This is a genomic window from Arthrospira sp. PCC 9901 (genome assembly GCF_059013425.1).
In genome coordinates this window covers 2657095-2678355 of record NZ_CP102296.1, presented here as the reverse complement: position 1 = coordinate 2678355, position 21261 = coordinate 2657095, and the positions used below count along the sequence as shown (strand labels likewise).

Below are 21261 nucleotides of genomic sequence, written 5' to 3'. Positions count from 1 at the left end.
TAGTCATAGAAACCCGGTTTCTGGGAGGTTGGGGGGGAAACAAACCCGGTTTCTGGGGGTTTCTGGGAGGGTTTATCAGACCTAGCGCAAATATGCTATATTGATTAAATAGTCATCTACTATGGTCATAACTAGCCACCATAGCCCATGGTTTCATGATATCTGCAATTTCTGAATTTGTCAAGTATTTGAGCTTGATTAATGCACCAATAAACCCTTATAATATCAACCAAGTTGGCAATCCAAATCCGTTAAAATTCATCACCTATGGCAATCTATGAACCCGATTGGTCTCGTCTCCAAAAAGCCCTATCTGTAGAAGCAGAACGTGGGTTTAATAACATTCAGGGCAAAGAGTATAGATTTCATGAATTTTTACAAATCAGCATTGATAAACTCATCGAAATTATCCCCATAGAAGCTCATGAATTGGGGCAAAGATTAGTCGGAGATTTTGCCAGATATTCCCAACTTATCACCGAAGATAGACAGCATTTGATAGCCGAAACTCGCAACTTTTTACTCCAAGCCGAGCGTCTGTTAGAAGCTCAGAAAAAACTCACCAAAAATCAGCCCCCAGAGCCATCCCCTCCCCCTCGCAGTCGCAGCATTACCCAGGAAGTTACCCCCCCCAAATCTCCCCAATTAGACCAGGGTTTAAAAGAACTGGTCGGGCCTAGAAATAGCGACCTTTTAGCCAGGCTGGGAATTTATACGATTTATGATTTACTCTATTATTATCCCCGCGACCATATTGATTACGCGCGCCAAGTCCCCATCAAAGAATTAGCACCTGGGGAAACTGTTACCATTGTGGCAGAGGTGAAGCGGTGTAATTGTTTTAGTAGCCCCAAAAATCGCCAACTCACTATTTTAGAATTAATCGTCAAAGACCGAACCGGACAACTAAAAATTAGTCGTTTTTTTGCCGGAAATCGCTATAGCAATAAAGGCTGGCAACATAAACAAAAATATAACTATCCTCCGGGAGCCATTATCGCGGCTTCTGGGTTGGTGAAAAAAAATAAATATGGCATTACCCTAGATAACCCGGAATTGGAAATCTTAGACAGGGTTGATAGTCGTGCGTCTTCGATGAAAATTGGGCGGGTTTTACCGGTTTATCCGTTGTCGGATGGCATTGGGGCGGATTTGGTCAGGAAGGCGGTTTTGGCGGCATTACCAGCAGCTAATAAACTCCCGGAATCATTACCTCCCAAATTGCGGGAAAAATATCAGTTAATTGAAATCTCGGATGCTATCACTAATATTCACTTCCCCCCCAACCGCGACTGGTTAGCCTCGGCTAGACGACGCTTAGTATTTGATGAATTTTTCTATTTGCAAATCGGCTTATTGCAGCGGCGACAAGTTTCTAAAACCAACGAAAAAAGCGCTGCTCTCCTCCCCCAAGGTGAACTCATCCAACAGTTTTATAAAATCTTGCCTTTTGAATTAACCAAGGCTCAAAAACGAGTGATTGGAGAAATCTTGACGGATCTCAATTCGGAAGAACCTATGAATCGCTTAATTCAAGGAGATGTTGGGGCGGGGAAAACTGTGGTGGCTGTGGTGGCAATGTTGGCGGCAATTCAAGCCGGATATCAGACGGCTTTGATGGCTCCGACGGAGGTTTTGGCGGAACAACATTATCAAAAATTGGTGGGTTGGTTGAATTTAATGCACCTTCCGGTTGAGTTGTTGACGGGTTCGACTAAGGCTGCTAAACGTCGCCAAATTCATGCTCAATTACAAACGGGAGAATTGCCGGTTTTGGTGGGAACTCATGCGTTAATTCAAGACCCGGTGAATTTTCATAAGTTGGGGTTGGTGGTGATTGATGAACAGCATCGCTTTGGGGTGCAGCAACGCGCTAGGTTACAACAAAAAGGTGAGTCTCCTCATGTTTTGACGATGACGGCAACTCCTATTCCCCGCACATTATCCCTCACTTTACACGGAGATCTCGATGTTAGTCAGTTAGATGAATTACCGCCGGGAAGACAGCCAATTCAAACGACTATGTTATCTGGTCGTAAACGTCAGGAAGCCTACGATTTGATTAGCCGAGAAGTGGCACAAGGACGACAGGTTTATGTGGTTTTACCTTTGGTGGAAGAGTCGGAAAAGTTGGATGTGCGATCGGCTGTTGAAGAACATCAAAAATTGCAAACTAAGATTTTCCCGGAATTGGCGATCGCTTTATTACATGGTCGCATGAGTAGCCAGGAAAAAGAAGCGGCGATCGCTAAATTTAGGGAGGGAGAAACTAATATCTTAGTATCGACAACTGTGGTGGAGGTTGGGGTTGATGTTCCTAATGCTACGGTGATGTTAATTGAAAATGCGGAAAGGTTTGGCTTGTCACAATTGCACCAACTACGGGGTCGGGTCGGTCGTGGCGCTCACAAGTCCTATTGTTTGTTAATGTCGGGGAGTTCCTCACCGGAAGCGAAGCAAAGATTACAGGTTTTGGAACAGTCCCAGGATGGCTTTTTTATTGCTGAAATGGATATGGAGTTACGGGGTCCCGGTCAGGTTTTGGGAACTCGTCAGTCGGGTTTACCTGACTTCGCTTTGGCTAGTTTGGTGGAAGATCGCGAGGTTTTGGAACTAGCCAGAGAAGCCGCACAAAAAGTCATCCAGAAAGACTATACCCTCGAACGTTGGCCGGCTATGGCGGCGGAGTGGAACCGACGCTATCAAAAAATGATGGGAGGATCGATTTTGACTTAGGTTGACACCTTGAATATTCACAATATAAGGCAGATTTTTCCATCAATTATCACAGGATGAAATTAGTCATGACTGAATATAATGTATATAGTGACACATATACTAAACACCTCCAAAAACTCAAGAATGTTTTGGCTAGTGACAAAGCATACGAGCAAGCCATTGGCGGAAACTTTCTAGCTGTAGGTCAACTGGAACTAGGTTTACTTAGACAACAGGGACTCAAACCAGGTCAAATGGTGATTGATGTAGGGTGTGGAAGTGGGCGTTTGGCTGGTCCTTTGGCGGGTATTCCTGACATTCGCTACTTAGGTATCGATTTAGTTCAGGATTTATTGGACTATGCACGTAAAATTTGCAATCGGAATGATTGGCAGTTTGTGAAGGTCAAGAGTCTGAGTATTCCAGCATCAGATCAAGTGGCTGACTTTGTGGTATTTTTTTCGGTGCTTACCCATTTAAGACATGAGGATAGCTATAAATATTTAGCTGAAGCTAATCGAGTGCTTAAACCCGGAGGATGTATTATCATCAGTTTTCTGGAGTTTAGAATTCCATCACACTGGTCTGTATTCGAGGAAATGCTTAAAAATCCAGACCCCCACAAACATATTGACCAATTCATAGATCGCGATGCAATTCGTGCCTGGACTCAACATCTGGGACTCAATATTGATGCTATCCATGATGGGGATAAACCCCATATCCCCTTGTTGTCAACAATTACTTGGGATGATGGCCGATCGCAAACAGGCCTAGGTAACTTGGGACAATCGGTAGCTATTCTCAGAAAACCCCTAAACCAAAACCTATAGGGCTTGTCTTCGCTCCCGGATTAGCTTAATATATAGATGGCGGAAAGTCGATTTCATTACCCTTGGTAAGCCAAAATCTATGGGGGTCATTTTGTCCGGGAGTCGCCAATCGTCAACCCGTAAATCATCCGGGTGCAACAACGGAAAGGCGATCGCCTCTAATTCCCCACACAACCCTAGACTTTTCGCGGCCACTAGGGTGGGGACTAAATCCCATTGTACTCCTAACACTTCTACCATTGCCCTATCGAGTGCAAAAACGTCCTCAGAGGCTCCTAGCAAGCCCAACAAGCGCGGTTCCCCGTTACTCGGACCATTTCCCTCATGGGCGATAATACCATCAATAACGGTCAATTCTGGGGCGATCGCTCTAGCGGTTTCTACCAACATTCTACCAAAGCGATCGGCATCTTTTCCGGCTTCCATGTGCCACCAGGCCTTCATTTTCCCCGGAACACAACCAAACAGGTTTTTCACCCCCAGAGTCATTGTTAGCTGGGTGTGAGATTTCACCTTGGGGAGGTTAATCACAACGTCGGCTTCCATAGCCTCCCGACTTAACCGCAACCGTTCAAACTCTTGGGTATCGGTTGAATACTGGCGACCGTGAAATTCCACCACGGGTAAGTCTAACTCCCTAATTAGGGGTAAATAACCGTTGGCTTTGGCTACCCCTAAAGCACTCCCAAAGGCTGGACTATCCCCTAAAAATGGCTGACCACCTACTTCTTTAACTAACCTAGCCACCTCGGCTACTAATTCGGGACGGGTTACACATTCTTTGGTCGGACGAGAACCTGTTAATAAGTTAGGCTTTAATAAAACGCGATCGCCTGATTTTACCCATCTTCTCACACCTCCCCAAGGTTCCAACAAGGCTTCTAAAGAATGGCGTAAGGCTGAGGGTTCATAGGAACTTGCTCGAATTAAACTTACTGAAGACATGGTTAGTTATGACAATTTTTAATATGAGATGCACCTGCGAATTAACTTAAACTACTACTGTATCCCAATTTTACCGGCTGCTCCCCTTTGTAAGGCTGTTACCCTCTGAGCATTGGCGAAAGTGGCTTGATCTCGAATTTGAGGAAGTGGCGGCTTCACTTCCACCTTAGTCACCTTAGCCATACACACCAAAACGGTTTGATCAATTAAATGCAAAGTTACCCACCGTTGTGATAACAGTTGGGGCAATTTTTGGGCTAATTCAGTGGCAGAAATTGGCAGACTGAAGGTTTCAACTGTACCACTTTCATAGTAAAATGAAATCTGTGGCTCCCCCGTCTCTACTTGCATTGTCGCAAAAGAACCTTTAGGCATGATTGTTCCCTCAATTCAATTAATGTTTTGACAATATGAGGCTGAAGATACGAGAGTTTAAATTGTAATCTTTTTCGGTTGATTTCGTCAAACTTTCCCAGATGTGGCGATCGCATTACCCCTAAACTACTTAAAGCCTAGTAGAAGGCTACTAGGCTCTAAACCGACTGAGTAAACTCAGTTGACTCAAGCAGACGTTGGATAAGTTACTCAGAAAAATGATAGGATCTAAATTTGGTTAACAAAACTTGCAACAACCCTGACTCAGGGAACTCACCTTAGAAATCAAGCCGATACAGGCTCCGTTTATAGCACCGATCCCAAACAAACTCAACTTACGAGAGCCTCCAGGCCGGGAGTTTACCCCTTTGACGATGCCAACAAGTTATAGCTCGAACACACTGTTCAGACGCTGCAAGTGGACTCAAGCAGGCGGACACAGGCTCTAAGTCCGAAACTGGGTTACTCAAAGAATTAACTTCGTTTTGTGTCCCTATACTGGTAATATAGCACCATTTTGGGACTAGGCAAGCATAATTTACAAAGTTTTACAATAGGAGTGGCTAAAGACTATTTTATGGAGATTTGAGAAAGCGAACGGAGATGCGATCGCCCAATTGTAGCCCCAATTCCTCAGTTAGTCCCCCTCGCAACTCAATCACCCTGTCCACCATCACATCAGTAGGTCCATAGGTCGGACAAGGTTCAGCCTCGCAGGGGAGAGCATTAACCTGAATATAACGAACCACCCCATCACGCATAAAAACCATATCCAAAGGAATCTTACAGTTTTTCATCCAAAACTGTGCAAACTCAGGGCGCGCGAAGACAAATAACATACCGCGATTGTCGGGGAGGAAAGTCCGAAACATCAACCCCAAAGTCTGTTGTTCAGGAGTTCTCGCCACTTCGAGCTGAATTTCGCGATCGCCAATCATAGCTTTAGCCGTAATCGGTAGCATCTGACCCTGATTAAAAACCTGCACCATATCCTGATCCAACTGATTAGGAGGAACAGACACCATTGGCGTATCACAGCCTACCAAAAACCAGGTAATAGTCACACAACTTAATCCCAATCGCCGCCAATCCATGCGCCAGCCCCCGGACCCACCGCCACTCAACCTAGGCATCCCGCAAAACATATCCTACACCTCTGACAGTCTGAATCAATCGTTTTTCCCCTTCCTCCTCAATTTTTAGTCGCAAATAGCGAATATAAACCTCAATCACATTAGACTCTCCCAAAAAATCATATCCCCAGACATTTTCCAGGATCTGTTCACGAGTCAAAACTTCCCGAGGATGCTCCATTAAATATTTGAGCAAATCAAATTCCTTCATGGTTAAATCGATCGCCCGATGGTTACGAATAGCGCGTCTGGTAGCCAAATCTAAGACCAAATCCGCAAACCGCAACATATCCGAGTGATTATCTTCCGATTTGAGATATAGCTTCACCAAATCGAGGAACCCTTCACAGCGATAGGGTTTGAGAAAATAATCATCAGCCCCTGATTCCAAACAAGCCACCCGGTCATCAACCGTATCACGAGCCATAAATATTAATATAGGCGCAGTACAGCCCATTTCCCTCAGATGGCGACACAGAGACAATCCCGACTCTCCCCCCAGCATCCTATCTATGACAATCAAAGCCGGTTGCAGTTCCGTTACCTGATGTAAACCCATGGCGGTATTGTGAGCCACTACCGGAAAGTAACCGGACTCCTGCAAGTCTACACTGATATTTTCAGCCAACAGTTGATCACTTTCAATAATCAATATGGAAGCACGGGAATCTAGGGCGATCGCATTCATAGGGGAACAGTTTACCGTGTAAAATTAGTTAATTCGACTCAGTTGCCTCAAGGTAGTTCCACAGAAGTAGGTTTAGCAATATGAGGGAGTCCCCAGCCTAGTTTTTCTCGCAAAATTTGGAAAAATTCCGGTGGTTTCAGACGAATAAAACGAGCCGGAAAAGGCGATCGCTCAACTCGGACGTGATATTCTGGTAGAACATAACACCCGCCATTGCCATCAACCACCATCACCAATTGATTAGGACTAGCCGGGTAAATACTCACCACTTCCCGGTCTGCATAAACCAAAGCCCGCGAAGCCAGAGAATGGGGACAAATTGGCAACAATTGCAGAACTCCCACCCCCGGCGTAACTACTGCTCCCCCCGCCGACAGACAATAAGCAGTAGACCCAGTCGGGGTAGAAATAATCACCCCATCAGCAGCAATATCAACCGGAGCATGGCGACCGATTTCTATTTCAAAATGGCACATACAGGTCATCGGTTCCCGGTGTAGCACCATTTCATTTAAACATAGAGCCTCCCAGAGCAAACTTTCCTGGTTAAATACCCGCACCAATAGCATTGTGCGTTCCTCAACCAAATATTCCCCAGCCAACACCGCTTCTAAGGCTTGGGGTAACTGATTTAGATAAGTTTCCGTCAGAAATCCCATGTGGCCTGTATTTACCGCTAACATGGGGATACCCTGGGGCGCTAATTGTCGGGACGCAGAAAGAACAGTACCATCTCCCCCCAGGACAATAGCAAGACTCATATCGCGATCGAACTCTGGCGGCGCTAACCCCTCGATCGCAGTATGACACAGAGGGCGATCGGGATTAGAATAACCCAAAATCCCCCCATTCCTGTCGCCACAAAAACATCCCAACCCAGGTTGGTTAACTTGTCCTTTAATTCAATGGCACTGCGACAAGCAGCAGCCTTAGCATCGTTATAAAGAATCCCTACTTTTGGCACGGGGATAAACTTAATAATGGTTGAGCAACAATCATTGGGGCAAATTTACTTAGCGCCCCATTTTACCACAATCAGCCAAATAACTGACCGATTCCATTAGCCTACTACAACAAAAGCCTACAGCCAAATCTTCTCACGATTTGAACGGGCTGCGCTTTTGTTTACGTTTTTTCTGTTTTTCTCGTTCATATTCCAGCTCTTTCAGTTTTTTCATGATCCGACCAAAGTATTCTTGCAGGTAACTTTCCAGGGTAGTATTTTCTTCTGGGTTCATACCCAGTATCTGATACGTCTCATCCATTGACGCTTTCAGAGGTTGACCCGTCGCTAGAACTTCCACAAACGCCAGACGATCCGAAATGTTCAGACTCCACTGGAAAAATCGAGTAACTTTGCGGACAATACGGACAATGCTGTTAGGTGTGCGCGTGACTCTGGCTTGTTTCCCTGACAGTCTTTCGCACAAGCGGATAATTTCATCCGCTGTCCAAGCTCTCGAACCCACCACCGGAAACGTTTGATTTTCAGCTTCCGGAACTGATAACGCCCGGATCGTGATTTTAGCGATATCCTGAGTATCCATATAGGCGATCGGAGAACTTACCCCCGGAACCCATACAGACTGACCATCTAAAATCGGGATCGCAAATTGACCAATTAAGCCTTGCAAAAAGCCACAGGGTCTCAGAATTGTATATTTAAGGCCAGATTCAGCTAAAAACTTTTCTGTACAGCGTTTAATCTCTAATAATGGCACTTGCGTATATTTTTCCGCATCCAGGAACGAAAAAAACACAAATCTCTCTACTCCTGCCGCTTTAGCAGCCTGAATCAGGGCCACCTTCCCTTTCCAGTCTACATCTTTAATACTTAGCGAATCCGTCGGGCGCGCCGTCGCCGCATCAATTACCACCTTTACCCCCTCTAGCGCCGGTTTTAAGGTTTCTGGATCACATAGGTTCCCCGGAACCAGTTCTGCACCCCACTCTTTTAGGAAAGCAGCTTTTTTGTAACTACGCGCTAAACAGCGGACTTGGTAGCCTTCATCTAATGCTCGGCGGGCTATCTGTCTACCTAGAGTACCTGTGGCACCAACAATTAATAATGTCATGAATAACCAATATGGGGCTTAAACTTTACTTAAAATACTATCAAAGATTCTCTCATTTTTTTACAAAACTTCATAATTTGCTCAGATTAGAGTCCCCAGTGGGACCGCGCCAGCAGTCAATTATCCCCTATTGATTACCATTTCCCGGTCTGACACACCCTACTTATGCCCTTATTTGTCAAACAGGAGTAGCGCCAATGGCTATCACTACCATTAGCGCCAATAGCAATCAGCAACGGATAACTCCTTCCTGATTTACCTAGTGGGGTTCCGCCTCTGGTGACTATTCCCCACCTTGGATTTTCAGGAGGAGGAACCCGCCACCTAATCCCACCAGAATCAGAACAAAGGACAGAAACGCCGCATTGAAAATTTCACCAGCCATAAATTTTGGATCTCCTGTACAAGTCTAACAATTGCCCTATCTATTTTAGGGTGAACAGGTAGCGATCGCACCAAAAATAGGCATCAGCGCCACCCAGACCCGGTAACCACCCCCATTAACTCAAAGCAATCAGTTCTGTTGATACCCCCATCTCATCCAGCATTTTCTGGATTTCTCCACAGTAAATCGGGTTCATCACAATAATCTCATCCGGCTGATATTCCTTCAAAAATTCCGGCGACATAATTTCATGACCAACACCCGGAATAAACTGTCCGTGTCGGTGAGGATTAATATCCACAATATACTGCACCTGATTCTCAGTTTTTAAAGTCGTCAGAAACGCCACACATTTAGAGCCAGAACCCCAAACTACAACCCGCTTTCCTTCTTCCTGGGCGGTTTGTAGATGTTCTTTCCAATGGTTAATTTTACCTTGCACATGAGTAGCAAAATGTCTCATATCCTGTTTTACTTGGTCGGGACTTTCCTCAAAAGGATGAATTTTACCCGACAAATCCGAGACAGGTTCCGCCTCAATTAACAGATATTGGTCACTATATGCTAAATATACATCCGTCACCTCAAACCCAGAAGCGCGGAATAAACGAGCCAAAGTTCCTGGTGTAAAATAAGAACAATGCTCATAGTAGATATCCTCAAAAGCCAAATCCTTGAGAACTCGACCCATATCAGGAATTTCCAAAAACACAGAAGTTGGGCGATTCCCAATAGAGCGCCGCACCGTCCCCACAAATTCAGCCGTTGGGTAGATATGTTCTAAAGTATGGCGACAGCAGATAAAATCCCCTACATATTCAGTGTAGCGCTCTGAATAATAGTCTTGAATAAACCTAATGCGTTCCGTGGCTGGACTTTGGACTCGTCCCACCACCGCCGAAGGGTCAATACCTACCCCTCGGTTATTCCCTAACTCGCACATTAGCACCAAAAAATCACCCTTGCTACAGCCGATTTCAACTACATCTTTATCCCGGAGATTATACTTGTCAATCAGCCGATTCGCTAAATCCAGAGCAAACTGATTAAATGTCGGCGAAAAACTTTGCTGGTCTTCATAATTCGGGGCGTAGGCTGACCATTTAGAATCAAATTCCGTATTGGTAATAAAACCGCAATTTTCACAGTACCCTAACACCACATCCCCCCGCGGAAAATCTAAGGCTTCCTGTCTAGTTGGCATCATTAAACAACTATGAACTGGCACATCCCGCACCTCATAGAAAACCCACATTTCTTGATGACCGCAGTTCGGACAAGTATGCTCAACTAACTTAAACTCAGGTTCAGTATTCGCTCCCTTAGCTACCGATTGACTACTCATATTTATCTCCTAATTATTTGACCGATAAAAAACAATATGGGCGCTATTTAACTCACGATTTGGGGATCATCAATCTACAATTTTGGGCTCAGGTATGGGAATGATAAACTTACCACCCCGGTCTCTGTAAGCCTGTTGCTGCTTGATAATTTCTTCCGCAAAATTCCAAGCCAAAATTAAAACATAATCTGGCTGGTCTTCTACTAACCTCGAAGGTGGTACAATCGGTAAATGATTGATACTCATAAAACGTCCATGTTTAAAGGGGTTTAAGTCCGCCACATAATCTAACAGCGTTTTATCAATACCAAAATAGCTTAACAATGTCGTCGCTTTCGCCGCCGCACCGTAACCTACTACCCTTTTATCCTGTCGCTTTAAGTCCCACAGAATATTCAGTAAATTATCCTTAATAACTTCTATGCGATCGGCAAAATCTCTATAATAGTCCATACGGTCTACCTTTAATTCCCTTTCCTGTTCCAGCAGAGATTTCACCGAATCTTTAACCGCCTCCTTGGGTTCCACAAACAACCGCAAAGAACCCCCATGAATAGCCGTCCGCTGAATATCATTTAAATACAGAGAATGGCGGCGGAATAGCCTATCAAGGGCGGTTACTGAAAAATAGCACAAGTGTTGGTGATAGATAGTATCAAATTCACAATGATCTACTAAATCCACGACATACGGGGCTTCAATTACTGCTACACCATCTGGCTTTAATAGCGTATAAATACCTTCCACAAAGCCATTTAAATCCGGTACATGAGCCAAAACATTGTTAGCCAAAAATACATCCGCTTTTTTTCCCTCAGAATGTAATTTTTCAGCTAAATTTTTAGTGAAAAAATCATGAATTGTGGTAACTCCTGATTCTCTGGCTTTTTCTACCGGACCCGTCGCGGGGTCAATCCCTAAAACCGGAATCCCTTGTTCCAGAAATTTTTTCAGCATATATCCATCATTGCTCGCCGCCTCAATTACCAGACTATTACTATCCAATTTTCTGGATTTAATAATGTTTTGGGCGCTATCAGCAAAATGCTTCAGTAAGGAAGGAGAAACCGACGAAAAATAAGGATAATCTCGACCAAACAGAATTTCCGGGGGAACACTAACCGTTATCTGAACCAGTCCACAGTCTGGACAAAATACTAAATCCAGAAGGGCTGTATATTCCGGTTTATCAATATTCTCGCGGGTGATTAATCCATCAGCTAGGGGAGTATAGCCAAAGGAAATAATTAGTTCTAGGTTTTCCGAACCACAAGAACGACAGACTGGTATGGAATTAGGCATATTTTACAGATGTTTGATTGCTACAGGATCAGAATATTTTGACACGGACTGAATTAGGTAATCAGAAACCTATAGCTATTTGAGAGTTTTTAAGCAGTAATTAAGTTAAAAATATTGACTCATTTAACATACTTTTAACTACTATTAACTAACTGGTTTCTGATACTATTTTTTGATAGTGAGAAGATGATTTAAGCCTTGGCTAAATAGTTGTATATTTAGACATTTACGGGGCTTTTCCAGCGCAAGCTATTATCTAAACTTCCTTCTCCAATGAGTTTCTGAATGTGAGCAATACGTTTGTAGCGTTCACCCTCAAACTCTTCGAGAGTCAGTCCAATTTTTTGATAAGCTGCATAGAGTTCTGATGCACCACGACGGGCATTCCATTCCGGTTGAAACTCTGGTAAGGCTTCTAAAATCTTGCTACAATTTACCCGATAACAACGCTTGTCTGGCCCGCCATCTTCTGCATATTCAATGGTGCAATTAGGCACAATTTCTTCGACTATATTGGCTAGGTCGCGGATGCGGTAGTTATCCTCATTACGACCGACATTAAAGGCTTGATTATGCACTACTTCTCGCGGGGCGTGTAAGGTAGCAATGAAGGCGCGACAAATATCCTCAATATGAACAATTGGTCGCCAGGGAGTACCATCACTCTTGATATAAACCCGCCCGGTAGTGACAGCCCAAGCCACTAGGTTGTTTAATACTAAGTCAAACCGCAAACGGGGAGAAACACCATATGCTGTAGCATTACGCAGAAAAGTAGGACTAAAGTTGTCGTCTGCTAGTTTGCTAACATCTTGTTCAACCATTACCTTGGAAATACCATAGGGGGTTACTGGATTAAAAGGTGATTCCTCTGTTAGCCAGTCGTCTCCTCCTGCGCCATAGTTACTACAAGATGATGAGAAGATATAGCGACTTACTCCGGCTTCTTTGGCTAGTTTTGCTAACTTCACAGAAGCCTGATGATTGATTTCGTAAGTTAAGTCAGGATTTAGATTTCCTAGGGGGTCGTTTGACAGTCCCGCTAGGTGCAAAATTGCATCGAAACCCTCAACGTCTGAGGCTTCAATGTCGCGAATATCCTTACATATTTCGGGAATTTCTGTAATCCCTTCCCCAAATGTACACTGTTTGAATATGTCGCTGTCTAGTCCAATAACTTCATGCTTTTTTGCTAACAGCATTGGGACTAATATTGTCCCGATGTAACCCTTGTGTCCCGTCAGTAATAATTTCATCTTCTTCTCTCCAAGTTTTCCAAGGTGCTTGATTGGTTTCCCACAGTGCTTCTAACCGACGTTTATCTCGCAGAGTATCCATGCACTGCCAAAAACCGTCATATTGATAAGCCATTAATTGACCATCTTTGGCTAGGTTTTCTAGCGGTTCTTTTTCCCACTGCGTATCATCCCCAGCAATGTAGTCATAAATTCCGGGCTCTAGTACAAAGAAAGCACCGTTAATCCATCCTTCACTGATTTGAGGTTTTTCGGAAAATTCAACTACTTGATTTCCGTCTATTTTGGGGAGTCCAAAACGCGCGGGGGGGCGCACGACTGTCATGGTGGCTAGTTTGCCATGACTTTGATGGAATTCTAATAGTTTCTTGAGGTTAATATCGGAAACTCCATCCCCCCAGGTTAACATAAATGTCTCATTATTTACATGGGGAATAAGTTGCTTTATACGCCCACCAGTGTTGGTATATAACCCGGTGTCTAGTAGTTCAACTATCCAATCCTGACGGTAGCCTCCATCAATGTTAACTTTGCCTGTCCCTAGATTGACGGTGAGCTTATTACTGTTTAAAGAACAGTAATCTACCATGTATTTTTTAATGACTTCTGATTTGTAACCTAGGGCAATAATAAAGTCTTTAAAACCATGGTAGCCATAGTGCATCATGATATGCCAGAGGATAGGACGACCTCCGATTTCTACCATGGGCTTGGGTTTACTTTCTGTTTCTTCGGCGAGGCGGGTTCCCAATCCACCTGCTAGGATTCCAACTTTCATAGATGTTACTCAATGGGGAGTTTGGGTTGATACAATTTGAATCTGTCGAGTCTGGAATGAGCCTGAAAATTAACACATTGTTTAGTATAAGCTGTTGACTTAAATGGAGATAGAGGCTATTGTAAAACTTAACATCCTGATTGTGAAGATTTGGTAAAACGATCGCAGTTTATGAGAGACTGAACCTCAATAATAAAATTATGTTAAGTTGAGGGTATAAATGTTAAGACGTTTGGCGATTACTTTGGGAGATCCAGCGGGAATAGGGCCAGAGGTGGTTTTGAAGGCTTTGGCTAATTCCACTTGGACGGAAAACTGCGAGATAACTGTGGTGGGTACCCGTTGGGTGTTGGAAAATACCTATCAACAACTCAGGAAAACTACTCCAGCGATCGCTAATCCCGATCATCTCAATATTTTAGATATTAATGACGGACCCTCCCCATCCTCGATTAAATTTGGGGTCGGAAATGCCAGCAGTGGGGCGGCGAGTTTTGCTTATTTGGAAACAGCGATCGCCTCCACCCTCAAAGGGCAATTTCAGGGAATTGTTACCGGACCTATTGCCAAAAACCACTGGAAAGCCGCCGGACATGACTACCCAGGACAAACGGAACTTTTGGCGGTGCGTTCCCAAGTTAACCGCTACGGAATGCTATTTGTAGCCCGATCGCCCCATAGTAACTGGACTTTACGCACCTTACTCGCCACCACCCATATTCCCCTATCACAAGTCCCTCAAACCTTGACCCCTCAACTCCTAGACCAGAAACTAGATTTACTTATACTCTCCCTCAACCAGGACTTTGGTATTAAAACCCCCAAAATAGCCGTTTCTGGACTTAATCCCCACAGCGGCGAAAACGGTCAGTTGGGAACCGAAGAAAAAGATTGGCTAATTCCCTGGATACAACAAAAACGCGATCGCTATCCCCAAATTCAACTAGACGGACCTATCCCCCCCGATACATTATGGGTTAAACCCGGTCAAGCCTGGTATGGCCAAAACACAGCCGCCGCCCATGATGCTTACCTCGCCCTGTACCATGATCAAGGGTTAATCCCCGTTAAGCTAATGGCATTCGATCGCGCCGTTAATACCACCATTGGTTTACCCTTTATCCGCACTTCCCCCGACCACGGAACCGCCTTTGATATCGTCGGTCAAGGTATTGCTGACCCTTCCAGCTTTCAAGCCGCGATCGCCTTAGCCATAGAATTAGCCCATAGCGCGCAGCCACCATCCCCAGCCCATCCTATAACCTATCAGTAAACTGTTCTGGGGGATTTAGACAAACCCTAAGTAAGTCATTAACAGCAAATTCCGTACTACCGCGACCCATTCCCACCACACAAGAAGCATAACGTTCTGGTAGAAGAGAGCGACCGCAACCTTCCAATACAGTTAAAGGATTAGCCTCACTATTGCTCCTAGTAATATTAACCACACAATTAGCCAACTCCTGCGGGCGGCGGACATTCATACATCCCAAAACCGCCTCATCCCCAGCGATACCAGCATCACGAGTCATAAGAGTCACACACTCACCAATATTTGTAGGTCTAATCGCCATGCCACAAGCCGTCGCTGTAGCCCGAGGAGACACCCCAGCATCCTGCAATTGTTGCACACATCTAGCATAATCAGCCTCTGTCACCAATCGATAAGACGGGAAACCCTGAGCCGCCGATTTTACCGGAATCATAGCCCATACCAGGCTAACTACTGTCAGGGGAAGACCCCAAGCCAATTTTTGGGAATTCAACATTTGCCTAAATATAGCTAATCAAATTTTCGCTCATCATACCACTGCCCGTTTTGGAAAGCGATCGCTTCTGTCTCTTGCCCTTTTTGGTTTTAAGAACTTATAATAGAAGGTTGGTGAAATTTTTATGTTGAGAGGAACTTAGATGTCTCGATATCGAGGACCCCGGCTTCGGGTTGCACGTCGTTTAGGGGATCTTCCCGGACTAACCCGGAAAACAGCCCGACGTGCCTATCCCCCTGGTCAGCACGGTCAAGCTCGCCGCAAACGTTCAGAATATGCAGTCCGTTTAGAAGAAAAGCAAAAACTGCGGTTTAACTATGGTTTGTCCGAACGACAACTGTTGCGTTATGTCCGCAAAGCGCGCCGCGCCTCCGGTTCCACCGGTCAAGTCTTACTGCAATACCTAGAAATGCGTTTAGATAACACCGTGTTCCGTCTGGGTATGGCTCCCACTATCCCCGCAGCCCGACAGCTAGTTAACCACGGTCATATCACCGTTAACGGTAACGTTGTAGATATTGCCAGCTATCAGTGTCGTCCTGGGGAAACCATTGGCGTGAGAAATAGAGACAAATCTCGCGAAATGGTCAAAGCTAATCTTCAATATCCTGGTTTAGCTAACGTCCCTAGCCATTTGGAGTTAGATAAAAATAATCTCACTGCTACAGTAAATGGTGTGATTGAACGGGAATGGGTCGCTCTTTCCATCAATGAACTACTCGTCGTTGAATACTATTCCCGTATGGCTTAATTATTGGCATTCTCCCGTTACACAAACTTGATAACGGGAGCATGATTTAATCTCAAATTAGGTTAACATTTTACGGCAATACGGTATAATACCAAGTATGGTGCGAGACCTTCGGGTATGAAATAGAGCTGAAATGGGCGTGGGGACTACCCGGTGAGGACTTCAACCCCTTGGTTGATTGGGTCGCATCCCTGGCCATCCCATAACACAGCCTGATTTTTTAGCCCACCTTCGAGACTTCCAATATGGTTGCCAAGGTGAAGCGTCTAATCAGGTCTAAGACTGCCCGCGCCATGCTGACATGGGCGCATTATCGATTCAAACTAACCCTGAGACATAAGCGCGGAAATAACTGAACAGTTGTAGATGTGACCGAAGAATACACCAGCAAAACCTGTACTCACTGTGGTCATGTCCATTCCCAGCTAGGTGGCTCAAAAGTGTTCCGATGTCCGGAGTGCGGGTTCACTCTACCACGGGACTGGAACGGTGCTTTTGGAATCTTTCTAAAAGCTTTGCGGGATACCGCCTCTGTTACCTTAACGGGTAATAGTGCTATCGTTGCATTGTCCGGGAACAACCGGAAAAATGTCGCGTAAATGTATCAGAATATCAATTCCATTAACCACCAATTTGCGACATCGTGCGGCTGTATCCGTTGGGGGTTCCTGTGTCCCTGTCCTTAAAATTGATTTCCGGTTTTATACCTAGTAAATCCCTAACCTGTTTTTGTAGGTCCTCCACCGGAACACCCGACCGCAAAGCCGTTTTGAGGTCGATCTGACCTGTTTCGTTGAGTAAACAAGTGCCTTAACCAACCATCCGCTGATAGGCGCATTCGGTTACAGCGATCGCAAAAACATTCCGACATTTGGCTGATAAATCCTAGGGTTCCCTTAGCGCCCGGAATTTTAAAAACATCTGCGGGTCCGTTCCCTCGCACCTGGGATTCTGCTAAACCCCAACGACCCCGAATTTGCTCTCTCAACGTTTCCGAAGCTACCCAACCGCGATCGCCAAATAACTGGCCATTGCCAATAGGCATAAATTCGATAAACCGAACGTGCCAATCTCGGTCTATCGTTAACCCCGCTAAATCTAGGATTTCATGGTCATTTACCCCCGGAATTACCACCACATTCAGCTTCAGTGGGTTGAACCCTACCCGATAAGCCGATTGAATTCCATCCCAAACCTGTCGCCAGCGATCGCGCCCACGATTACCAATAATTTGATTAAAAATCTCAGGATCTAGAGAGTCTAAGCTAATATTAATCCGCCTTAAACCTGCCTGGTAAAGAGATTCTGCCATCGAGGATAGCAAAAAACCATTAGTCGTCATTGATAGATCCTCCGTTTCCGGAAATCCCGCGATTTTTGACACTAATTCCGTTACCCCAGGACGCAGCAACGGTTCACCCCCCGTTAGACGAAACCTAGTGAACCCCACCGGGATAAAAACTTCCCTCAGCAGTTTCAGCAGTTCCCAGTTGGTCAGTAAGTTCATCTCTAGGATATAGTCAATTTCCGCACCCTCCGGCATACAATACTGGCATCGAAAGTTACACCGATCTATTAGGCTCACTCGAAGATAATCAACAACATTATTCATCTGGTTTTTGCTAACTTATAAATTTCACCTGGCTGATACATTTACGCGACATTTTTCCGGTTGTTCCCGGACAATGCGACGATAGCACTATTACCCGTAAAGGTAACAGAGGCGGTATCCCGCAAAGCTTTTAGAAAGATTCCAAAAGCACCGTTCCAGTCCCGTGGTAGAGTGAACCCGCACTCAGGACATCGGAACACTTTTGAGCCACCTAGCTGGGAATGCACATGACCACAGTGAGTACAGGTTTTGCTGGTGTATTCTTCCGTCACATCTACAACTGTGGTTCCAGTTATTTCCCCTTGATGTCTCAGGGTTAGTTTGAATCGATAATGCGCCCATGTCAGCATGGCTCGGGCAGTCTTAGACCTGATTAGACGCTTCACCTTGGCAACCATATCGGAAGTCTCGAAGGTGGGCAAAAAAATTAGGCTGTAGTTGTGAGTCAAGTAGTGAGCAATTTGTTTGTGGGCTTCATCAACTATAGCACAAGACAGGAAAGTTAGGACGTATAATGGAGAGGACGAGATGACTAAGAAGACCAAAAATGCCAGCCCCCTATAGTTACGATCTCAGACAAAAAGTTATTAATGCAATTGAACTAGACGGTATGCCCAAAACAGAAGCCAGTCAAGTTTTCAATGTCAGCCGGAACACCATTAATCTCTGGCTGCAAAGAAAAGCACAGACCGGAGACTTCCTCCCTAAACCTAATCACCGACCTGGCAATAACCACAAAATTACCGACTGGCAGAAATTCAAGGCTTTTGCCCAAGAGCATGGCCACAAAACCTCCGCTCAAATGGCTCAACTTTGGGATGACGACATCTCTCCTCGCACCATATCCAGAGCCTTGAAGAAAATTGGCTTCACCAGAAAAAAAAACTTACGGCTACCAAGAACGTGATGAGCAACAGCGAGAGGAGTTTATTGCTCAGATTGAACAGATGGAGCCGGAAGAAGTGGTCTACCTCGATGAAGCCGGCATGAATAGTCAGGACTCGGATTACCCTTATGGTTACGGCGAGGAAGGAAAACGCTTCCATGCCCTCAAATCAGGGAAGAGGCAGGGCCGGGTGAGCATGATGGCCGCATGGTGTTATCAACAACTCTTAGCTCCCTTTAGCTTTGAGGGTTGTTGTAATCGGACAGTGTTTGAGTTGTGGTTGGAGTTCATCTTAATTCAAACACTGAAGCCAGGTCAGACTCTAGTATTGGACAATGCAACGTTTCATAAAGGGGGGCGGATTGCTGAACTGGTGGAGGCAGCTCAATGCCGTTTACTCTATCTTCCACCTTATTCGCCAGACCTCAACAAGATAGAGAAATGTTGGTCGTGGCTGAAAGCCCGTATTCGCCACTGTATTGAGCAGTTTGATTCTCTCCATGATGCCATGGATTCCGTTCTCCAAGCTGCGTCCTAACCACCTTGACTAATGCTATAGATTGCGGATTTTGGTTCTCATTCGTTGAGCCGCTTGCCTCATCCGTCGCCTTCTTGAACGACAGGGTTCCTTGGCGATTCGGCTCATCAAATCATCCAAATGTTGACATAGCCTAGTAATGCGTCCTATATCCCCGGAGCCCAATTCCAGAAACCGAGAGCCATCAAACCCGGTTATGAAAGTTCGGACACCTGGGTCTAATGCAATTACGCCAGTAGCTTCAGTTGGGGTAACGGCAACTGGTTCAGGGAAAATCGCCAACCATCGACCTTTGGTAAACACCAACTGAGTCCCTTGCCCGCAAGTTTTAGGGATGGGTTCGGAAACCATGAAAGTTAATCCTTTCGTTAGTCTTGGATACCAACTCCCTGAAGAGAAATTAGTATTATTGAACTTAATCCCTTGAGAGCTGTCACGACAACTTCTAAACCTGGCATCAGGACTGGCGGTCAAAGCCTGATAGGCATCAAAGATGGCATTTTGCCGAATGTGGCAGGGTGTTTCTTTGACCCATTCGGGTAAGTCACTCTGCATCACTTCCCCAGCGTAACTTTAACTTGCTTAGTCGTTTACCACTCCGGGATAATGCAATTGCTTGGTTGTAGCAATACCGACAAGCAGCCAGCCATTTACGCCAGACTTGATTTAGCTCCGGGCTGGGGTAAATCCGGATCTTCTTTGACCTGAGTTTTGTATTTACTCCGTCCGTATAATCTGGAGCTAAAGCAGTGGAAGAGGGCGAGGATGTCCTCAACCATTTCTCGTTCTGGACTGAGACTTGTCTCGTTGAGAACCACGAGTTCGCACCTGTTTTGCTCACAGAGCCATCGAAACAAGTCCAATCCAAATCTGGCCAATCGGCCCTTGTGGGCAACGACAACCATGCGGACATCTCCTGACAAGACTTGTCCCAGTAAGGCCAGCATTTTCTTTCCCTTGAAGTTGAGCCCGCCTCCGATTTCTGAGACGATTTCGGCTTCGGGGTTTCGGCTTGACAATGGGGCCACCTGTCGGTTGAGGTTTGGCTGTTGAGGGCGACTACTGACTCTGGCATAGATAACGACTTACGTTTATCATTACCTGATTTGGCAGTATATGACTCAACGTTGTATCGTCATTGCCCAGCGGGGGTTCTGATGGTCTCGATGGCTCCGTTTTCATCCCATCTGCACAGTGTTCTTTCATGGACTCCAAGGATGAACGCCGCTTCCTTGGGCTTGACATATCTGGCAATAGGTTCATCCTCAAGTATTCTCGCCTATTGTACCGCATCGCCCTAATTGGTTCAACTAATCTGCGATTCAATTAAACTCTGTATTCTCTATATTGTTACCCATCAGCTATTTACTGGCACTTTGTTAATTTTTGTAAAGTTTTGTTAACTTTTATAAAAAAATAGCCTTTTTTTGGGAGGGGGTTGCTTTTTGGTGAGGTTGCTGCTACACTTCTAGTATAATGGGATATTTTCAATTTTTTTATTTTTGCTAATGTTCAATTATTGAGCAATATGTCAATATTATAACCGCGATCGCCACCCCTTGTCAACCCCCCCGTCGGTTCAAGCTGACATGAAGGGAGAGGGGAGTCCGTATCTCAACAGCACCAGTAAATTTATGGTTCAATCTGGTGGCGAACTTAGTAACAGTCAAAAAATCAAAGAATCTGGAGGAATTCACCCTGTTTATCAGAGAGCGATGGTGTATTAAAATAATATAGCGATCGCTTTTTTGGGATTCATTTCCATCTAGCTGTTCATCCAGCCATCACCGCCAAAGTGTTACATCCTTTTTTAGAACTCTTACCCGAAAATCGGCGATCGACATTTAGACAGGGTGACCAAAAATTTATCCT

18 protein-coding genes and 5 pseudogenes are annotated in these 21261 nt (G+C 45.0%); 6 read left to right on the top strand and 17 right to left on the bottom strand.

Going from position 1 to position 21261, the window contains the following annotated elements; all coding sequences use genetic code 11:
* Positions 1-267: 267 nt before the first annotated feature.
* Both recG and NLZ44_RS11695 read left to right on the top strand, forming a co-directional pair.
* Complete coding sequence (gene recG, locus NLZ44_RS11700) at positions 268-2736, top strand: ATP-dependent DNA helicase RecG (protein WP_493752850.1); 2469 nt, start codon at positions 268-270, stop codon at positions 2734-2736.
* Positions 2737-2804: 68 nt separating this feature from the next.
* Complete coding sequence (locus NLZ44_RS11695; RefSeq protein ID WP_046319379.1) at positions 2805-3551, top strand: class I SAM-dependent methyltransferase; 747 nt, start codon at positions 2805-2807, stop codon at positions 3549-3551.
* Here NLZ44_RS11695 and NLZ44_RS11690 read toward each other — a convergent pair.
* The 11 genes and pseudogenes from NLZ44_RS11690 to rfbF form a co-directional block, all read right to left on the bottom strand.
* Complete coding sequence (locus NLZ44_RS11690) at positions 3546-4496, bottom strand: Npun_F2552 family protein (protein WP_493752849.1); 951 nt, start codon at positions 4494-4496, stop codon at positions 3546-3548. The genes NLZ44_RS11695 and NLZ44_RS11690 overlap by 6 nt on opposite strands.
* A gap of 54 nt (positions 4497-4550) precedes the next feature.
* On the bottom strand, positions 4551-4871 hold the full coding sequence (locus NLZ44_RS11685; protein ID WP_493752848.1) for a hypothetical protein: 321 nt from the start codon (positions 4869-4871) through the stop codon (positions 4551-4553).
* 575 nt (positions 4872-5446) lie between these two features.
* Positions 5447-5965, bottom strand: a complete 519-nt coding sequence (locus NLZ44_RS11680) for a DUF192 domain-containing protein (protein ID WP_493752847.1) — start codon at positions 5963-5965, stop codon at positions 5447-5449.
* Between the two features lie 31 nt (positions 5966-5996).
* The gene (gene nblR / locus NLZ44_RS11675; RefSeq protein WP_493752846.1) at positions 5997-6692 is read right to left on the bottom strand and encodes a response regulator transcription factor NblR; all 696 of its coding nucleotides are present in this window, start codon (positions 6690-6692) and stop codon (positions 5997-5999) included.
* Between the two features lie 47 nt (positions 6693-6739).
* Positions 6740-7656, bottom strand: a pseudogene (locus NLZ44_RS11670) (NAD(+) kinase).
* A 133-nt stretch (positions 7657-7789) separates the two neighbouring features.
* Positions 7790-8767, bottom strand: coding sequence for an SDR family oxidoreductase (locus NLZ44_RS11665; protein WP_493752845.1), 978 nt, complete (start codon positions 8765-8767; stop codon positions 7790-7792).
* A 283-nt stretch (positions 8768-9050) separates the two neighbouring features.
* Entirely contained in the window at positions 9051-9152 is a 102-nt protein-coding gene (gene petM, locus NLZ44_RS11660; RefSeq protein ID WP_006618540.1) for a cytochrome b6-f complex subunit PetM, read from the bottom strand.
* A 115-nt stretch (positions 9153-9267) separates the two neighbouring features.
* Positions 9268-10497 (bottom strand): class I SAM-dependent methyltransferase, encoded by a 1230-nt coding sequence (locus tag NLZ44_RS11655; RefSeq protein ID WP_493752844.1) that lies wholly within the window; start codon positions 10495-10497, stop codon positions 9268-9270.
* A 69-nt stretch (positions 10498-10566) separates the two neighbouring features.
* Positions 10567-11799: a methyltransferase domain-containing protein gene (locus NLZ44_RS11650; RefSeq protein ID WP_493752843.1), complete on the bottom strand. Its 1233-nt coding sequence runs from the start codon at positions 11797-11799 to the stop codon at positions 10567-10569.
* A 218-nt stretch (positions 11800-12017) separates the two neighbouring features.
* Positions 12018-13055: an NAD-dependent epimerase/dehydratase family protein gene (locus NLZ44_RS11645; protein WP_493752842.1), complete on the bottom strand. Its 1038-nt coding sequence runs from the start codon at positions 13053-13055 to the stop codon at positions 12018-12020.
* Entirely contained in the window at positions 12979-13833 is an 855-nt protein-coding gene (gene rfbF, locus NLZ44_RS11640; RefSeq protein ID WP_493752841.1) for a glucose-1-phosphate cytidylyltransferase, read from the bottom strand. The genes NLZ44_RS11645 and rfbF overlap by 77 nt, the downstream gene beginning before the upstream one ends.
* 220 nt (positions 13834-14053) lie before the next feature.
* On the opposite strand from rfbF, the gene pdxA reads away from it, so the two are divergent.
* Positions 14054-15106, top strand: coding sequence for a 4-hydroxythreonine-4-phosphate dehydrogenase PdxA (gene pdxA / locus NLZ44_RS11635; RefSeq protein WP_008051579.1), 1053 nt, complete (start codon positions 14054-14056; stop codon positions 15104-15106).
* Here pdxA and NLZ44_RS11630 read toward each other — a convergent pair.
* On the bottom strand, positions 15090-15602 hold the full coding sequence (locus tag NLZ44_RS11630) for a hypothetical protein (protein ID WP_111893006.1): 513 nt from the start codon (positions 15600-15602) through the stop codon (positions 15090-15092). The genes pdxA and NLZ44_RS11630 overlap by 17 nt on opposite strands.
* A 142-nt stretch (positions 15603-15744) precedes the next feature.
* Here NLZ44_RS11630 and rpsD point away from each other — a divergent pair, with 142 nt between their 5' ends.
* Together rpsD and NLZ44_RS11620 are read left to right on the top strand one after the other, a co-directional pair.
* Entirely contained in the window at positions 15745-16353 is a 609-nt protein-coding gene (rpsD, locus tag NLZ44_RS11625; protein ID WP_493752840.1) for a 30S ribosomal protein S4, read from the top strand.
* Between the two features lie 224 nt (positions 16354-16577).
* A pseudogene (locus NLZ44_RS11620) lies at positions 16578-16952 on the top strand (zinc ribbon domain-containing protein); the annotation flags it as partial.
* A gap of 22 nt (positions 16953-16974) precedes the next feature.
* Here the strand turns inward: NLZ44_RS11620 and moaA are convergent.
* Both moaA and NLZ44_RS11610 read right to left on the bottom strand, forming a co-directional pair.
* A pseudogene (moaA, locus tag NLZ44_RS11615) lies at positions 16975-17965 on the bottom strand (GTP 3',8-cyclase MoaA).
* Between the two features lie 41 nt (positions 17966-18006).
* A pseudogene (locus NLZ44_RS11610) lies at positions 18007-18450 on the bottom strand (zinc ribbon domain-containing protein); the annotation flags it as partial.
* Between the two features lie 62 nt (positions 18451-18512).
* On the opposite strand from NLZ44_RS11610, the gene NLZ44_RS11605 reads away from it, so the two are divergent.
* Positions 18513-19389, top strand: a protein-coding gene (locus tag NLZ44_RS11605; RefSeq protein ID WP_493752839.1) for an IS630 family transposase whose coding sequence is annotated in 2 segments (ribosomal slippage) — positions 18513-18842 and positions 18844-19389 — 876 coding nt in all. Because the reading frame shifts where the segments join, the coding sequence is not laid out codon by codon here.
* Between the two features lie 15 nt (positions 19390-19404).
* Here NLZ44_RS11605 and NLZ44_RS11600 read toward each other — a convergent pair.
* The 3 genes and pseudogenes from NLZ44_RS11600 to NLZ44_RS11590 form a co-directional block, all read right to left on the bottom strand.
* On the bottom strand, positions 19405-19944 hold the full coding sequence (locus NLZ44_RS11600; protein ID WP_493752838.1) for a hypothetical protein: 540 nt from the start codon (positions 19942-19944) through the stop codon (positions 19405-19407).
* The gene (locus NLZ44_RS11595; protein WP_493752989.1) at positions 19934-20077 is read right to left on the bottom strand and encodes a helix-turn-helix domain-containing protein; all 144 of its coding nucleotides are present in this window, start codon (positions 20075-20077) and stop codon (positions 19934-19936) included. Before NLZ44_RS11595 ends, NLZ44_RS11600 begins: the two co-directional genes overlap by 11 nt.
* Positions 20040-20644 (bottom strand): annotated as a pseudogene (locus NLZ44_RS11590) (IS607 family transposase). The gene NLZ44_RS11595 and the pseudogene NLZ44_RS11590 overlap by 38 nt, the downstream one beginning before the upstream one ends.
* Positions 20645-21261: the final 617 nt, after the last annotated feature.

Bases quoted from the DNA above. Each gene is read 5' to 3' on its own strand.
- nblR (WP_493752846.1), bottom strand. From the start codon at position 6,692: ATGAATGCGATCGCCCTAGATTCCCGTGCTTCCATATTGATTATTGAA.
- NLZ44_RS11630 (WP_111893006.1), bottom strand. From the start codon at position 15,602: ATGTTGAATTCCCAAAAATTGGCTTGGGGTCTTCCCCTGACAGTAGTT.
- NLZ44_RS11645 (WP_493752842.1), bottom strand. From the start codon at position 13,055: ATGAAATTATTACTGACGGGACACAAGGGTTACATCGGGACAATATTA.
- NLZ44_RS11655 (WP_493752844.1), bottom strand. From the start codon at position 10,497: ATGAGTAGTCAATCGGTAGCTAAGGGAGCGAATACTGAACCTGAGTTT.
- NLZ44_RS11665 (WP_493752845.1), bottom strand. From the start codon at position 8,767: ATGACATTATTAATTGTTGGTGCCACAGGTACTCTAGGTAGACAGATA.
- NLZ44_RS11680 (WP_493752847.1), bottom strand. From the start codon at position 5,965: ATGGATTGGCGGCGATTGGGATTAAGTTGTGTGACTATTACCTGGTTT.
- petM (WP_006618540.1), bottom strand. From the start codon at position 9,152: ATGGCTGGTGAAATTTTCAATGCGGCGTTTCTGTCCTTTGTTCTGATT.
- pdxA (WP_008051579.1), top strand. From the start codon at position 14,054: ATGTTAAGACGTTTGGCGATTACTTTGGGAGATCCAGCGGGAATAGGG.
- rpsD (WP_493752840.1), top strand. From the start codon at position 15,745: ATGTCTCGATATCGAGGACCCCGGCTTCGGGTTGCACGTCGTTTAGGG.
- NLZ44_RS11685 (WP_493752848.1), bottom strand. From the start codon at position 4,871: ATGCCTAAAGGTTCTTTTGCGACAATGCAAGTAGAGACGGGGGAGCCA.
- NLZ44_RS11690 (WP_493752849.1), bottom strand. From the start codon at position 4,496: ATGTCTTCAGTAAGTTTAATTCGAGCAAGTTCCTATGAACCCTCAGCC.
- recG (WP_493752850.1), top strand. From the start codon at position 268: ATGGCAATCTATGAACCCGATTGGTCTCGTCTCCAAAAAGCCCTATCT.
- NLZ44_RS11600 (WP_493752838.1), bottom strand. From the start codon at position 19,944: ATGCAGAGTGACTTACCCGAATGGGTCAAAGAAACACCCTGCCACATT.
- rfbF (WP_493752841.1), bottom strand. From the start codon at position 13,833: ATGAAAGTTGGAATCCTAGCAGGTGGATTGGGAACCCGCCTCGCCGAA.
- NLZ44_RS11695 (WP_046319379.1), top strand. From the start codon at position 2,805: ATGACTGAATATAATGTATATAGTGACACATATACTAAACACCTCCAA.
- NLZ44_RS11650 (WP_493752843.1), bottom strand. From the start codon at position 11,799: ATGCCTAATTCCATACCAGTCTGTCGTTCTTGTGGTTCGGAAAACCTA.